We start from the raw sequence: 13,753 nt of genomic DNA, 5'->3' as shown, positions 1-13,753 counted from the left end.
ATGAATTCGAGATCGACCGCACGGCCCGCCAACCTTCTTGCCGAACTGCAGGATGCCCTTGCTCACGGCACGGTTGCACGCCGCGTTGAGACCCTGCGGCGGGTGACGGATCTTTTCATGTATGGTGTGGCCGACTACACCAACGAACAGATCAACGTTTTTGACGACGTTTTTCATTGCCTGATCGAGGAAATCGAAGTCTCGGCAAAGTCGCTGCTGGCGAACCGTCTTGCGCCCGTGCCGAAAGCCCCGCCGCGCCTGATCTACACCCTGGCGTTCGACGACGAGATCGAGGTGGCGGCGCCGGTACTGTCGCAATCGGAACGGCTGAACGACGAGATGCTGATTGAAAATGCCCGCTGCAAGAGCCAGGGGCATCTGCTCGCGATTTCAAAGCGCAAGGTGTTGAGCAACGCCGTCACCGACGTGCTTGTCGAGCGCGGCAACAATGAGGTCGTCGAAAGCGCCGTGAACAATCCCGGCGCGGAATTCTCGGATGATGGATTCACCCGGCTGGTCTCGCGCGCCGAAGGCAACGACAACCTTGCGACATGCCTCGGCATGCGGCGGGGGATTCCAAAGCCGCATTATCTGAAGCTGATTGCACGGGCCTCCGACTCGGTCCGGGAGCGCCTTCAGGCCGCCAATCCGGAACACGCGGACGATGTTTCAGCAGCCGTCGAACAGGCAGCGCTCACCGTCGAAGAGAGGGCAAGCGGTGAAGTATCCGCGAACGCCCAGAATCTCGTGAAGTCTCTCTTCGACGACGGCCGCCTCGACGAAAAGCAGATCGCCGAATTCGCCGCAGCCAAGCGGTTCGGGGAAACGAGTGCCGCCCTTGCAATCTGTACGAATGTGCCGGTCGCAACGGTCGAGAGCATGATGATCGAAGCCAAATCCGAAGGATTGATGGTCCTCGCCAAGGTTGCAGGACTGTCGTGGCCCTCGCTCAAGCTGATCCTTGAATTGAGAGGCGGCGCGCCGGACACCGAAAACATCGAAGAGCACAAGTCGAGCTACGACATGCTCCGCCCGTCCACGGCGCAGCAGGTCCTTCGCTTCTACCGGATGCGGCAGGACGCCGCCCAGATCGAGTCAGCCTGACGCGACCGGGCCGCGTGTCTAGAATTTGAGAACGCGCGATCCGACAGCGGCTCCGATCGTGGCCATGATCGCTGCGGCGAGCGAATACCAGGTCGCGACAAACATCGGGGAATCGTCGGTACAGTGCGCGGCATAAAGCGTCGCCGCGAGCCCGGCCGAAAGCAGCCCGGCGAAGGCTCCGGCGACAGCAGGCCGCGACGGCGCGCCCCGGCGCAGGGCAATCAATGCGGCAGCAAGCAGCGGCAGCGACAGCAGCGGAATGGCGACCAGACACAGCCTCGAATTGGAGCCGATCATCCGCACGGACATCGGCGCGCGATTCGGCATCATGGTCATTTCACCGACCATGCCGATTCCAAGCAGCCCGAACGGAACCGCCAGCAGCCATGCCCATCGTCCAAGCGAGGCTTCGGGCCGGGACAGATGAAGGCTGACGACAACGGCGACGGCGGCCAGCGCCAGGGTGACAAGGAATTTCAGATCGAAAAGCGGGTTGTGCATGGCCGTCATGACGTCCGGCCGCACCCCGAGCCCCGCCAGAAACAGCAAGGTCGATACCGGCACCGCGAGGACCAGCGCAGCAAGCAGCAAATGCCCGACGGAGCGTTCATGTGTGCCGCTGTCGGCGGCAAGCGTGCGGATCAGATCGTTGGTGTCCATGTCAGTCGTTCCGCAGTTTGTTCGCGAGGCCCGTCAGGCCCCGATGCAGCGCCACGCGCACCGCGCCTTCGGTCATTGAAAGTTTTGCCGCCGTTTCCTTGATAGAAGAACTGTCCACGGCAATGGATTGCAGCACGTCCCGCTGCCGCTGTGGCAGCCCGTTCAGATGAGCCGCCACTTCGCTGGCCGGCACGGTATCCTCGGCCGGCGCATCGGCCAGCATTTCCGAGAAATCGTCAATGTTGACGAACACCCGCCGCCCGCGCCGGCGCAGCGCGTCGATCAGCTTGTTGCGGGCAATTGCAAACAGCCAGGGCGCGAACGGTGCGTTCGGGTCCCAGGTATGCCGCTTCAGATGCACCGCCAACAGAATATCCTGCACGATGTCCTCGGATTGATCGACCGGTTGACCGGCCCGCGCCAGACCTCGGCGCGCACCGGCTCTCAGGACCGGCGTCACGCCCTTGAGAAGGCGATGGTATGCGGCATTGTCGCCGGCATTGGCCGATCGCATCAGATCGGTCCATTCGTCCTCACGTCCGCGCACGCGCGCTCCTATCAAGGCAATTCGCTCCTGTTCCTAAGGTGTTACGGGCCAGAATTGCAATCACGCAATCGTGAACAGAAGCCTCAAGCCAACTCCGGCTGGATACCGCCGGCTGCCTTTCCGGGTCTTTTTTAGGGCAAAAGATCACAAGATTCCCTTTTTCTGCCGTCCTGTGGCCATTCGGCACCGGTCTTTTCGTCATTGCTGGTGGCTCTGGCAAAAGGGGAAATTGCCATGCGGATAAGGAATGCAGGATTGGCCGCGCTGGTCGCTGCGGCCGGAATCTGGATGAGCTTTTCGGGCGACCCCGCAATGGCCGCCAAGTCGACAGCCAAGTCCGCGACCAAGACAACAAAGGCCGCGAAGACCGAAGCCAACCGGCCCGTGGTCCTCTCGAAATTCAAGAAGCAGCGTGCCGCAGCGAAGAAATCGAGGCCTGCAAAAGCGGCGTCTGCAAGATCCGCCTCGGGGACATCCAAGGCTTCCCGATACGCCGGGAAGCGCGGAGCGAAAGTCGCGTCCAAGGTGATCGAAGCCCCGGAGACATGGGAAGACAAACCAATCCGCAAGGACCCGCAAGCCGACGCCAAGCCGGGCAAGGCTGAACTGCCTGTGTCGGTCGCCAATGCCCGCGCCCAGGCGCTTGCTGACGACGAGGCGCGCAACTACTCCGCTCTCGACAGCACCGATGTCGTCGATGGCGCCAAGCTCGCGTCCGCGGATCAGCCCAACAGCGGCGACGCAGTGCCGGACAACAACCCGGTTGTCGCGCAGGAAGCCGCACCACCGACGCCGCCAATTGCGCCGGGTAAAATTTTGAGGCCGATGCCTTCGGGCGACCGTCCGGTGGTGAAAGCCGCCGATGACGGCGATCCCTGGAGCAAGACCTCGCTGATCGGAAAGATTTTCATCGCGTTCGGCAGCCTGCTGACGCTGGCTTCGGCGGCTCGTCTGCTGATCGCCTGACGCAAACTCCATCTGCATCAGATGCAAAGGCCGGTTTGCGCCCCGCATACCGGCCTTTTTCATGCGCAGATCAGATATGGTTCGGACACGCCGCGGCCGAACCGGCCTTGCAGAGCAACGCCGCGAAAGGCAAATTGCCGCCCAACGGCGCGGACGCGCTGATTTTCCATATCCATCAAGGGGCGAAACATGCCGGCATTTGAACACATCCTCGTTGAGACCAGAGGCTCAGTCGGTCTGGTGCAGATCAACAGACCCAAGATGCTCAACGCGCTCTCGTTCGGTGTCTTCAAGGAGATCGCCACTGCGATCGACCAACTCGAAGCCAACGATGCCGTCGGCTGCATCGTGGTCACCGGCAACGAGAAGGCGTTCGCCGCCGGCGCCGACATCAAGGAAATGCAGCCCAAGAAATTCATCGACATGTTCAGCGAGGACTTCATGGACATCGGCGGTGATCGCGTCGCAAGGTGCAAGAAGCCGACCATCGCGGCGGTCAGCGGTTACGCGCTGGGCGGCGGCTGCGAACTCGCAATGATGTGCGACATCATCATTGCATCCGACAGCGCGAAATTCGGACAACCCGAAATCACGCTCGGCACCATCCCCGGCCTCGGCGGCACCCAGCGCCTCACCCGCGCCGTCGGCAAATCCAAGGCGATGGACCTTTGCCTCACCGGCCGCATGATGGACGCGGCGGAAGCCGAGCGCTCCGGCCTTGTCAGCCGCATCTTCCCTGCGGACAAGCTGATGGAAGAGGTGTTCGCCATCGCGGACAAGATCGCCAGCATGTCGCAGCCGGCCGTCGCCATGGCCAAGAGTGCGGTCAATCGCGCGCTCGAAACGCCGCTCGCCGAGGGCATGAATGTCGAGGGCGACCTGTTCCACGCGACCTTCGCGCTGGAAGACCGTTCCGAAGGCATGGCCGCCTTCATCGAGAAGCGGAAGCCGAACTTCAAGCACCGCTAAATCTTTTTGCTTCGCGCCAGCGCCGCGATCAGCAATGCGCGGTACAGCCGGTCGGTCCATGAGGCCGGCCGGTCAAGCTGCATCCGCGCGAGACAGGCCGCCAGTTCGGCGGAGTGATTGGCGCGGCGGCCCTCCCATGCGAGCTTGAGCAGAGCGAGCGGGCTGGCCGTCGCCTCCTTCAGAATCTGAAGCGCCGGAATCAGCCGCTGCTCGACATCGGTGAAGTCGCTGCCGAACGGAAATGCCGGCAGCAGCCCCGCGTCGCGCGACGGCTTTAAAGCGGCCGTCACGCGCTCCGGAAAATTATCGCGATGGGCCGCCGGAATTTCATGGTTTTTCGGCAGCTTTCCCGCATCCTTCGCCTGATGCATCAGGTCTATCTGAAAGCGCGAATCCGCGACATTCAGCATCGCCGCGATCACCTCAGCGTCCGACTTTCCCCGCAAATCGGCAACGCCGTACTCGGTGACGATCACGTCGCGCAAATGCCGTGGAATCGTGGTGTGGCCGTAGGACCAGCGGATATTCGACGCGACGGACTTGCCGGAGCCGCGGGTCGATTCCAGTGTCAGGATCGAGCGTGCACCGTCCAGCGCAAAGGCCTGCGCCACGAAATTGTACTGGCCGCCGACACCGCTGACGACCTGACCGTTCTCCAGACCGTCCGAGACGACCGCGCCCATCAGCGTCGCCATCATGGCATTGTTGACAAAGCGCGCATCGACACGCGCCTTGCGCTTGGCTTCCTCGTTTCCGTAAATCTGGTTGGTGAACGACACCGGCACCATCTGGATGCGTTTGATCTGCTCCGGCGCCATCTCGCGCAACACGCGGTAGAACGACTTCGGCCCGAGGAAGAATGCCGCGTGCAGCAGCGCGCCATCGACCTCGCGCTTCAACACACCGGCATCAATCAGCGCGATGAATGCCTCGAAGAACATCTCGCTGACGCCATAAAGGCCGTCCGCGAACGGTTCGGTTTCTCGTGGTGCCTGCGCTGGCGCAAGCCGCGACATGATCTCGCGATAGGCGGCATTATCGTGATGACGGACGATAAGGCTTTGCGCCAGCGCATCGCCCACCTGCCCGATGCCGATCTGCAAGGTGCCGCCGTCGCGCACCAACCCTGCCGAATGAAGCCCGATCGCATATTTCGTATCGGAGACCGGCTCCGACGGCGGGGCGAACAGCGGGAAATCGGTTTCCGGGCTGTCGAGCACCGCGTGAAACTCGTCGCCGGGCAGATCGCCCTGCCCCGGCATGAACGGCAGTTCGGAATTCACCTGCGCCACGATCTTGAAGGCAATGCGGCCATCCGCCCGCGCGCGCATCAGGTCGAGCGTCGTATCGGTGTTGCCGCTCAGGCTGTAGCGGGTCTCGCCATTCACGACCCGCTTGGCGACCAGTTGCGCGATCACATTGACGCCGCGCGTCAGCAGATATGACGACGCATGAGTGTAGTTGGCTGAAATGTATTGCTGCTGCGCGTAACCATTGCCGAGCCATTTTCCGGCCAGGAAGAAAAACTCAACGACCTCGATATTCGGCGGCAGCGCCTTTGCATGGAGCGCCTTGGCGTAGTCCAGGTCGGGATAATCGCCGAACAGCCGGTCGATCACCGGACCGATAAACCGCCTCTCGAGATCGGCCTTCGGCACCGGCTTCTCCAGCGTCAGGGCGGTGAAGATCGTCAGGTGAATCGATGGGTCGCTCGCCGCGCGCCGGTAAAGAGCATTGATGATGTGATTGGCCTTGCCGAGACCGAGCGGCAGGCCGACGACCAGCTTCGGACCAACGTCGCGGATAATGTCGTCGGCAATGGCATCCGGGTCCGAGAAAATTCGTGGCATCGGACCTCGTTCATTCCCTGTGCCGGCCCCACCGGCAGTCTGCCTCAAAAGATGGCGCGGATCGCTTTCGATAAACTGACCGGCACCGTTGACTTCGACTATAGGCCCTTGATCGGCCAAGGGAATACCGCCCGCCCGGTCACAAACCCGTGCACATTGTCACACTCGCTGTTTTTCTGTGGCTGACGATTTGCCCACGCCTCCGCGGAGCCCTAAACAGTGTACGAATGAAGCATGCCGGTTCGGGATTCATGCAATCCACCGTGGCTGTGATTTGGATTGTTGCGGGAAAACATGGTTCGGCGTGTTTCAGGGTGGAGCGAAAGCTGGCGTTTTCGCGTATCGGGCGCCGCAATCGGGATAGCATTGTCCGCAGGGCTTTCCGCGCACGCCCGGGCCGAGACGCTGAACGAGGCGCTCGTCAAAGCCTACCAATCCAACCCGCAGATCAACGCCAGCCGCGCCCAGCAGCGTGCCACCGACGAAAACGTGCCGCAGGCACTGGCAGGCTATCGCCCGCAGATCGTGGCCAGCCTCAGCGCAGGCCTGCAGCCGGTTCGTAATCTGCTGCTGGATAACACCATCCAGACCGCCACGCTGAAGCCCTGGACCATCGGCGTTACTATCACACAGAACCTGTTCAATGGCTTCAAGACCGCGAACAGCGTCCGCGTCGCGGAGTTTCAGGTGCTCTCCGGCCGAGAGGCTCTGCGCAATACCGGTCAGGGCGTACTGCTCGATGCTGTCACCGCCTACATGAACGTCATCGCCAATCAGGCGTTAGTTGAAACCCAGCGCGGCAACGTCTCGTTCCTGCGCGAAACGGTCGGGATCACAAAAAAGCGTCTCGACGCAGGCGATGTCACCCCGACCGACACGGCGCAGGCGGAGGCCCGGTTAAGCCGTGGCCTCGCCGACCTCAACGCCGCCGAGGTGGCGCTGGAAAGCAGCCGCGCGATCTATGCGCAGGTCATCGGCAATCCGCCGGTCAACCTTATGCCGGCGCAGACCGTGGACCGTTTCGTGCCGCGCAGCCGGCAGGACGCGGTCGACAGTTCGATCCGGGATAACCCGGCTGTCATCGCCGCATCATATGACGTCGATGTCGCCACCACGACCATCAGTGTCGCGGAGAGCAGCCTGCTGCCGCAGGTGAATGTACAGGGGAACGTCAACCGCAGTTCAGACGGCGACCCCAACCTCGGCACCAAGCGCGCCGATCAGGCGTCCGTGGTCGGCGCCCTCACCGTCCCGATTTATGACGGCGGAACGGCCGCCTCGCAGACCCGACAGGCCAAGGAAACCGCGGTCCAGAGCCGGCTCGTGCTGGAACAGGTCAGAAATCAGGCGCGCACCGCCGCGGTCAGCGCCTGGGTCAGCAGCGAGGGCACCAAGGTCGCATTGGCTGCCGCCGAAGCCGAGGTGAAGTCGGCGAACATCGCATTGCAGGGCGTCCGGCGCGAGGCGCAGGCCGGACAGCGCACCACCATCGACGTGCTGAACTCACAGCAGGACCTTACGGCAGCGCGCTCCCGCCAGATTCTGGCTCAGCGCGACCGGGTGATTGCGTCTTACACGCTTCTGAGCGCGGTTGGCCGCCTCGACGTCCGCACCCTCGGTCTCAACACGCCGGACTACCTGCCCGACGTCCATTATCATCAGGTGCGGGACGCCTGGCACGGCCTGCGCATTCCGTCAGGACGATAACTTTTAGCGGGTCCGGCGCGAGAACATCAGGATCAGCACCGGCAGCGTGATGAGGATCACCAGCGGCGCCAGCGCCATGCCAGTGACGACCACCACCGCGAGCGGCTTCTGAACCTGAGAGCCGATCCCCTCCGACACCGCCGCCGGCAGAAGACCAATACCAGCGACGACGCAGGTCATCAGAACCGGACGCAACTGAAGTTCGCCGGTCTTGATGACGGCCCGGATTCGGCCATAGCCTTCGTCGATGAGCTGATTGAATTGCGACAGGATAATGATGCCGTCCATCACCGCGATGCCCATCAGCGCGATAAATCCGATTGCCGCGGATACGCTGAACGGAATGCCGCTGAACAGCAATCCCAGCACGCCACCGAAGATCGCCATAGGGATGACGCTCATGGCCAGCAAGGTGTCGGCCATCGATCCGAAATTGAACCACAGCAAAATGGCGATCAGCGCGAGGCTGATCGGCACCACGATGGACAACCGGCGGATCGCATCCTGCAGGTTGCCGAACTCGCCGACCCAATCCATGTGCGAGCCTGCGGGAAGCTGAACCTGCTCAGCCACCTTGTCCTGGGCTTCCTTGATCGCGCTGCCGAGATCGCGCTCGCGGACCGAGAACTTGATCGGCAGATAGCGCTCCTGCTGCTCGCGATAGATATACGCCGCGCCGGACACCAGCTTGATCGAGGCCACTTCCGAGAGCGGCACCTGCTGGATCCCGTTCGGCCCCTGCGCGCCGATGCGAAGATTATGAATAGCCTCCGCGCTCTTGCGATACTCCGGTGCAAGACGAACGATGATCGGGAAATGCCGATCGCTGCCCGGTTCGTACAGATCGCCCGCGCTGTCGCCACCGATGGCGACGCGGATAGTGGCGTTGATGTCGCCCGGCGAGAGGCCGTAGCGGGCCGCGCGCGCGCGATCAATGTCGATCTGGATGGTCGGCTGGCCCAGCGACGTAAACACCGACAGATCGGTCACACCTTTGACGGTCGACAGCACGGCCTTGATCTTGTTGGCGGTCCTCGTCAGTTCCTCAAGATCATTGCCATACAGCTTGATCGAATTCTCGCCCTTCACGCCGGAAACCGCCTCGGCGACGTTGTCCTGCAGATATTGCGAGAAGTTGAATTCGACGCCCGGAAACTTCTTCTGCAACTGCGCCAGCAATTCGCTGGTCAGGTCATCCTTGTCCCGCGACCCGGGCCATTCGCTGACCGGCTTCAAGGGCGCGAAGAACTCCGCATTGAACAGGCCGGCGGCATCGGTGCCGTCATCGGGCCGTCCATGCTGCGACACGACCGATTCCACCTCCGGCCGCGCGCGGATGAGCTTTCGCATCTCGTTGACGTAGGAATTGCCCTCCTCGAGCGAAATGGTTGGCGGCAGTGTCGCGCGAATCCAGAGATTGCCCTCTTCCAGCTTCGGAAGGAATTCAAGCCCGAGCATCCGCACCGCGACGAAGGTCAGAACGACGAGCGCGCCTGCCGCCGAAATCACCACCCGCCGGTTGCGGGTCGCCCAATGCAGCAGCGGCATGTAGGCGCGATGCAACCACTGCATGATGCGTGTTTCGGTTTCCTGGATGTGCGCCGGCAGGATGATCGCGCTCAGAGCCGGCGTAATGGTGAAGGTCGCGAGCAATCCGCCGGCCAGTGCATAGGCGTAGGTTTTCGCCATCGGCCCGAAAATGTGACCCTCGACGCCGCTCAGCGTGAACAGCGGCAGGAATGCCGCGATGATGATCGCGGCGGCAAAGAAGATCGACCGCGAGACGTCGGCAGCAGCGCTGAGGATGGCATGGGCCTTCATGCTCATGATGGTGTCCGGCGAAATCGCCCGCTCCTCGGACGCGGACAGTTCGGTGGTCTGTGACAATCTGCGGAAGATCGCCTCGACCATAATGACCGTGCCGTCCACGATCAGGCCGAAGTCGATGGCGCCGACCGACAGAAGATTGGCGGACTCGCCGCGCAGCACCATGATGATGACGGCGAAGAACAATGCGAACGGAATCGTCGCGCCGACGATCACGGCGCTGCGAAGATTGCCAAGGAACAGCCACTGGAGCAGCACGATCAGTAGAATGCCGACCACCATGTTGTGGAGCACGGTGTGCGTGGTGGTGTCGATCAGGTCCTTGCGGTCATAGATGCGCTCGATCCGCACGCCCGGCGGCAGGATATTCGACTTGTTGATCGACCTGACCAGCTTTTCCACCCGCGCGATGGTCGGCGCGCTTTGCTCACCCCGCCGCATCAGCACGATGCCCTGAACGATATCGTCGTCCGCGTTCATGCCGGCGATGCCGAGGCGCGGCTTCTCGCCCACCGTCACGGTCGCGATGTCGCGCACCAGCACGGGATTGCCGCCGCTCTGCGAGATCATGGTGGTGGCCAGATCGTCGATGGAGCGGATCAAGCCGACGCCGCGGACCACCGCCGACTGCGTGCCGATATTCACCGTGTTGCCGCCGACATTGATGTTGGCATTGCCGACAGCCTGCAACACCTGTGGCAACGTCAGGCCAAAGGCGGTGAGCTTGTTGAAATCGACCTGAAGTTCATAGGTCTTGGTCTTGCCGCCCCAGCTCGTGACGTCGATCACGCCGGGCACGCTGCGGAAGCGGCGCTGCAAGACCCAGTCCTGCAACGTCTTGAGATCGAGAACGCTGTAGTTCGGAGGACCGATCAGCCGGTAACGGAAAATCTCGCCGATCGGACTGAGCGGCGAAATCTGCGGCTGCACGTTGCCCGGCAAGGGACTGAGTTGCGACAGCCGGTTGAGCACCTGCTGCAAGGCTTCGTCATAGGTGTAGTCGAACGAGAACTGCAGTTTGACGTCCGACAACCCGTAAAGCGAGATCGTGCGGAGCGTCCGCAGGTTCTTGACGCCCGCGACCTGCGTCTCGATCGGAATGGTGATGTAACGCTCGATTTCCTCTGCCGACAGGCCGGGGCTTTGGGTCACGATGTCGACCATCGGAGGGGTGGGATCGGGATAGGCTTCGATGTTCAGTTGCTGGAAGGCAATGACGCCGCCGATCATGGTCATGACGAACAGCGCCACCATGAGGAAGCGGCGGTTGACAGCAAGAGCGACAAGGCGATCCATCGAGACCGGTCTTTCAGCGGGAGCGGATGACGTCGGGGAAAGACACGGAGCGGACTAGCTGCCGGACGCGGCGCGATCTATGAACAGGCTGCCGCGCGCGACGATATTCTCGCCTGCCGACAGATTGCTCTTCACCTCGACAAGATCGCCGTTGGTCATGCCGATCTTGATCTGGCGCAGCTCGATGGACTTGTCGTCGCGCACCACCCAGACCCTCACCTGATCGCCTTCATAGATCAGCGCCTGCTTCGGCACACCGACCGCCGGGCGGTCGCCGGCGGAATAGATGGTGACGTTGGCGAACATCTCCGGCTTTAGGGCTTCGCCGGGATTGTCGATGGTGGCGCGCACCATCAGGCGGCGGGAGGCGGGATCAATGGCCGCGGAAATGTAATTGATGCGCGCGTTGAAGGTCCGCCCCGGAAACGCGAGCACGCTGAACATGACTTCCTGCCCGACTTCGATGGCAGGCGCCTCGGTCTCGCGCACGAAGGCCGTCAGCCACACGGTCGACAGATCGCCGACCACGAATACGGGATCGCTGGCGCCGGCGTTGACATATTGTCCGGGACCAATCTTGCGCTGAACCACGGTGCCGGCGATCGGCGAGACGATCACGGTTTCGCGGTTGATGCTGCCCTTCTCCTGGAAAGCGGTGATCGCTTCCTCGGTCAGGCCGAGCATGCGCAGGCGATTGCGTGCGGCTTCGAGTGCGGTCTCGCTCGAGCGCATGTCGTTCTGCGCCGATACCAGCCCCGCCTGCGACTGCTGATAGTCTTTCAGCGGCGCGGCCTTGCCTTCGTAAAGATCGCGTGCCCGCTTGTCCTGAATCTGCGCCAGTTCGAGCTGCGACTTCGCCTTGTTCAGCGCGGTCGCCGCCGTGATGAAATCGTTCTGGGCCTGCACATTGTCGGCCGCTTCGATCACGAACAGCGATTGGCCCTGCGTGACCTTGTCCCCCGGACGGGCGAGCAGCTTGGTGACGCGGCCGGCATAGGGCGAGAAAACGGGTGTCGAGCGGTCTTCATCGACGGCAATCTTGCCTTCGGTGACATGCTCGGCGCGGAACGCTCGCTCCGTCACCGGCTGTACGGTCAGGGTCGCCCATTCCGCCGCCGTCGGCGTATAGCGCAGCAGCCCCTTGCGTGATTGGCTTGAAATGTCCGAGTGATCTTTCGGGATAGAGCCGGAGCGGGTCAGGCTGAAAGCTGCAATTCCGGCGACCACGACAAGGCCGGCGAGCACAACGATTGTCCGCCGGGACATCGCGCGGGCTCTGGCAAGCAAGGCAGTCAATCCGGTTGTCTTTTCAGCCATGGGTATCAATGGTCCTGCGGCAGGCTGACGCAGCCCGTGAGCTAATAGGGCCACTTCCCGGTTCAGGACAATCAAAAAACACCGTGATGGATATTATTTTCAGTTAACGGGATCGTGACGGCCAGACCGGCGCGCTCGATCCCAGCGGCACTGCCGGGCGCTCCCAGAATGCCGGTGTCGCCGACATGATGGCTGCATGACGGACGTCTTGCAGCGCACCAAATCCGGACGGGCTTTGCTGCAGGAAAGGAAGGACTTGATCCATCGGCAAATCAGCAGCCGAAAGGCCGTCTTCGAGCCGGCCGAGGCTCCACAGCCAGCGGCCGGTCTGCGCCAGAGACACTTTCACATGCCAGCTTCCGCCTTCGCGCGACTGCCGCAATCGCGCCATCATCGCACCGAACGCCATCAGGTAACCTGTGGCGTGATCCAGGATCTGCATCGGCAGTTCTTTCGGGCCAGCGGTCCCGGCGGCCCTGCCCTCGGCTTCGTTGAAGCCGGTTGAAGTCTGGACAAGCGAATCGAATCCGCGCCGCCCCGCCCATGGCCCGGCATGGCCGTAAGCACACAGCGAGACATAGACGATGCCAGGACTGACCTGCGCCACGTCCTCCGGCGAGAAGCCGAGCGCGGCGATGGATTGCGGACGATAGCCCTGGAAAAAGACATCCGCCGACGCCAGCAGACTGCGCAGGGTATCCCGTCCCGCTTCGGTTTTGAGATCGGCAGAAGCAGAGAGCTTGCCGCGCCCGGTGTCGATCACCAGCCAGGGGATCGACGGCAGGTTGGGTGATGAAATCAACATCACATCCGCGCCATGCGCCGCCCAAGTGCGCCCGGCAACAGGGCCTGCGATCACTCGCGACAGATCGAGCACGCGCAATCCGGACAGCGGGCGATCACCCATTGGCCATGGACGCCGCGGCGCGTCACCGATCTTCTCGATCTGGATCAGCGGCAGGTGGTCAAGCGCCTTCGCCTGATCCGTCGCCATCCACTCATCATGCGAGCGCATCATGGACACCACGCATCCGCCGGCATAGGCGGCGGTCTCGAAGTCCTCCCCCTTCCATTGCATCAGGGCGCGCTGCACGTCGTCGCGCTCCGGCTTGCAGGCCAGCACCTTGCAGACATTGTCGCGATGATGCGGAAAATTGGTGTGAAGGCGCACGAAGCGGCCATCGCCGGTTTTATACACGCCCGCGATGGCGTCCCACGCCGGTGGCGGCGGCTTGTCATCCACGCGCAGATAGCGCTCGCTGCGGCATTCGACCGCCGCATGAGTCATATCCACTGAAAGTCCCTGCGATTGTCCGCTGCGGGCTTTCCATATCTCTGCCGCGGCAAGACCCGCGGCAGCGATCGTGACCTGAGACGCCGCGCCGACCCGGAAGGTTGACGGCAGGATCGGCTCAGATCCCGTCAGCGTGACGGTATCGAGTGCGGATGGATCGCCGCCGCCGAGAGACCAGAGGTCCGAGAGGATATCGCGAATGGTTTTCATGGAGCA

At 62.5% G+C, this 13,753-nt stretch carries 11 protein-coding genes; 4 read left to right on the top strand and 7 right to left on the bottom strand.

Annotation, left to right across the window (positions count from 1 at the left end):
- Entirely contained in the window at positions 1 to 1,104 is a 1,104-nt protein-coding gene (locus tag HMPREF9696_RS01435) for a DUF2336 domain-containing protein (protein WP_002711155.1), read from the top strand.
- An 18-nt stretch (positions 1,105 to 1,122) separates the two neighbouring features.
- Here HMPREF9696_RS01435 and HMPREF9696_RS01430 read toward each other — a convergent pair whose 3' ends face one another.
- The 3 genes from HMPREF9696_RS01430 to HMPREF9696_RS21990 all read right to left on the bottom strand — a co-directional run bounded on the left by HMPREF9696_RS01430 (position 1,123) and on the right by HMPREF9696_RS21990 (position 2,835).
- On the bottom strand, positions 1,123 to 1,764 hold the full coding sequence (locus HMPREF9696_RS01430; protein WP_002711154.1) for an NrsF family protein: 642 nt from the start codon (positions 1,762 to 1,764) through the stop codon (positions 1,123 to 1,125).
- A gap of 1 nt (position 1,765) precedes the next feature.
- A complete protein-coding gene (locus tag HMPREF9696_RS01425; RefSeq protein ID WP_002711153.1) occupies positions 1,766 to 2,311 on the bottom strand; it encodes a sigma-70 family RNA polymerase sigma factor in 546 nt (181 codons plus the stop codon).
- 131 nt (positions 2,312 to 2,442) lie between these two features.
- Positions 2,443 to 2,835, bottom strand: coding sequence for a hypothetical protein (locus HMPREF9696_RS21990; protein ID WP_245259181.1), 393 nt, complete (start codon positions 2,833 to 2,835; stop codon positions 2,443 to 2,445).
- 1 nt (position 2,836) lies between these two features.
- Here HMPREF9696_RS21990 and HMPREF9696_RS21985 point away from each other — a divergent pair, with 1 nt between their 5' ends.
- Entirely contained in the window at positions 2,837 to 3,277 is a 441-nt protein-coding gene (locus HMPREF9696_RS21985; RefSeq protein WP_245259180.1) for a hypothetical protein, read from the top strand.
- Between the two features lie 189 nt (positions 3,278 to 3,466).
- Positions 3,467 to 4,246 (top strand): enoyl-CoA hydratase, encoded by a 780-nt coding sequence (locus HMPREF9696_RS01415; RefSeq protein ID WP_002711151.1) that lies wholly within the window; start codon positions 3,467 to 3,469, stop codon positions 4,244 to 4,246.
- Here the strand turns inward: HMPREF9696_RS01415 and HMPREF9696_RS01410 are convergent.
- A complete protein-coding gene (locus tag HMPREF9696_RS01410; protein ID WP_002711150.1) occupies positions 4,243 to 6,096 on the bottom strand; it encodes an acetyl-CoA hydrolase/transferase C-terminal domain-containing protein in 1,854 nt (617 codons plus the stop codon). The two genes, HMPREF9696_RS01415 and HMPREF9696_RS01410, sit on opposite strands and share 4 nt — an antisense overlap.
- 294 nt (positions 6,097 to 6,390) lie before the next feature.
- Between HMPREF9696_RS01410 and HMPREF9696_RS01405 the strand changes: the two genes are divergently transcribed.
- Positions 6,391 to 7,803 (top strand): TolC family outer membrane protein, encoded by a 1,413-nt coding sequence (locus HMPREF9696_RS01405; RefSeq protein ID WP_002711149.1) that lies wholly within the window; start codon positions 6,391 to 6,393, stop codon positions 7,801 to 7,803.
- A gap of 3 nt (positions 7,804 to 7,806) precedes the next feature.
- On the opposite strand, the gene HMPREF9696_RS01400 is transcribed toward HMPREF9696_RS01405, so the two are convergent.
- The 3 genes from HMPREF9696_RS01400 to HMPREF9696_RS01390 form a co-directional block, all read right to left on the bottom strand.
- On the bottom strand, positions 7,807 to 10,926 hold the full coding sequence (locus HMPREF9696_RS01400) for an efflux RND transporter permease subunit (protein WP_002711148.1): 3,120 nt from the start codon (positions 10,924 to 10,926) through the stop codon (positions 7,807 to 7,809).
- A 54-nt stretch (positions 10,927 to 10,980) separates the two neighbouring features.
- Positions 10,981 to 12,243 carry an efflux RND transporter periplasmic adaptor subunit gene (locus HMPREF9696_RS01395; RefSeq protein ID WP_085946798.1) on the bottom strand — a complete coding sequence of 421 codons (1,263 nt, stop codon included), beginning with the start codon at positions 12,241 to 12,243 and terminating at the stop codon, positions 10,981 to 10,983.
- A 103-nt stretch (positions 12,244 to 12,346) separates the two neighbouring features.
- Positions 12,347 to 13,747, bottom strand: a complete 1,401-nt coding sequence (locus HMPREF9696_RS01390) for a CoA transferase (RefSeq protein ID WP_002711146.1) — start codon at positions 13,745 to 13,747, stop codon at positions 12,347 to 12,349.
- Positions 13,748 to 13,753 lie beyond the last annotated feature (6 nt).

Origin of the sequence: Afipia clevelandensis ATCC 49720 (genome assembly GCF_000336555.1) — a bacterium.
Classification (GTDB): Bacteria; Pseudomonadota; Alphaproteobacteria; order Rhizobiales; family Xanthobacteraceae; genus Afipia; species Afipia clevelandensis.
The sequence above is the reverse complement of the archived record's forward strand: the minus strand, read 5'-3'. Positions and strand labels throughout refer to the sequence as shown.

What these genes read in the sequence shown, in the direction of transcription:
- HMPREF9696_RS01435 (WP_002711155.1), top strand. Translation starts at nt 1, where the DNA reads ATGAATTCGAGATCGACCGCACGGCCCGCCAACCTTCTTGCCGAACTG.
- HMPREF9696_RS01430 (WP_002711154.1), bottom strand. Translation starts at nt 1,764, where the DNA reads ATGGACACCAACGATCTGATCCGCACGCTTGCCGCCGACAGCGGCACA.
- HMPREF9696_RS01415 (WP_002711151.1), top strand. Translation starts at nt 3,467, where the DNA reads ATGCCGGCATTTGAACACATCCTCGTTGAGACCAGAGGCTCAGTCGGT.
- HMPREF9696_RS01410 (WP_002711150.1), bottom strand. Translation starts at nt 6,096, where the DNA reads ATGCCACGAATTTTCTCGGACCCGGATGCCATTGCCGACGACATTATC.
- HMPREF9696_RS01405 (WP_002711149.1), top strand. Translation starts at nt 6,391, where the DNA reads ATGGTTCGGCGTGTTTCAGGGTGGAGCGAAAGCTGGCGTTTTCGCGTA.
- HMPREF9696_RS01400 (WP_002711148.1), bottom strand. Translation starts at nt 10,926, where the DNA reads ATGGATCGCCTTGTCGCTCTTGCTGTCAACCGCCGCTTCCTCATGGTG.
- HMPREF9696_RS01395 (WP_085946798.1), bottom strand. Translation starts at nt 12,243, where the DNA reads ATGGCTGAAAAGACAACCGGATTGACTGCCTTGCTTGCCAGAGCCCGC.
- HMPREF9696_RS01390 (WP_002711146.1), bottom strand. Translation starts at nt 13,747, where the DNA reads ATGAAAACCATTCGCGATATCCTCTCGGACCTCTGGTCTCTCGGCGGC.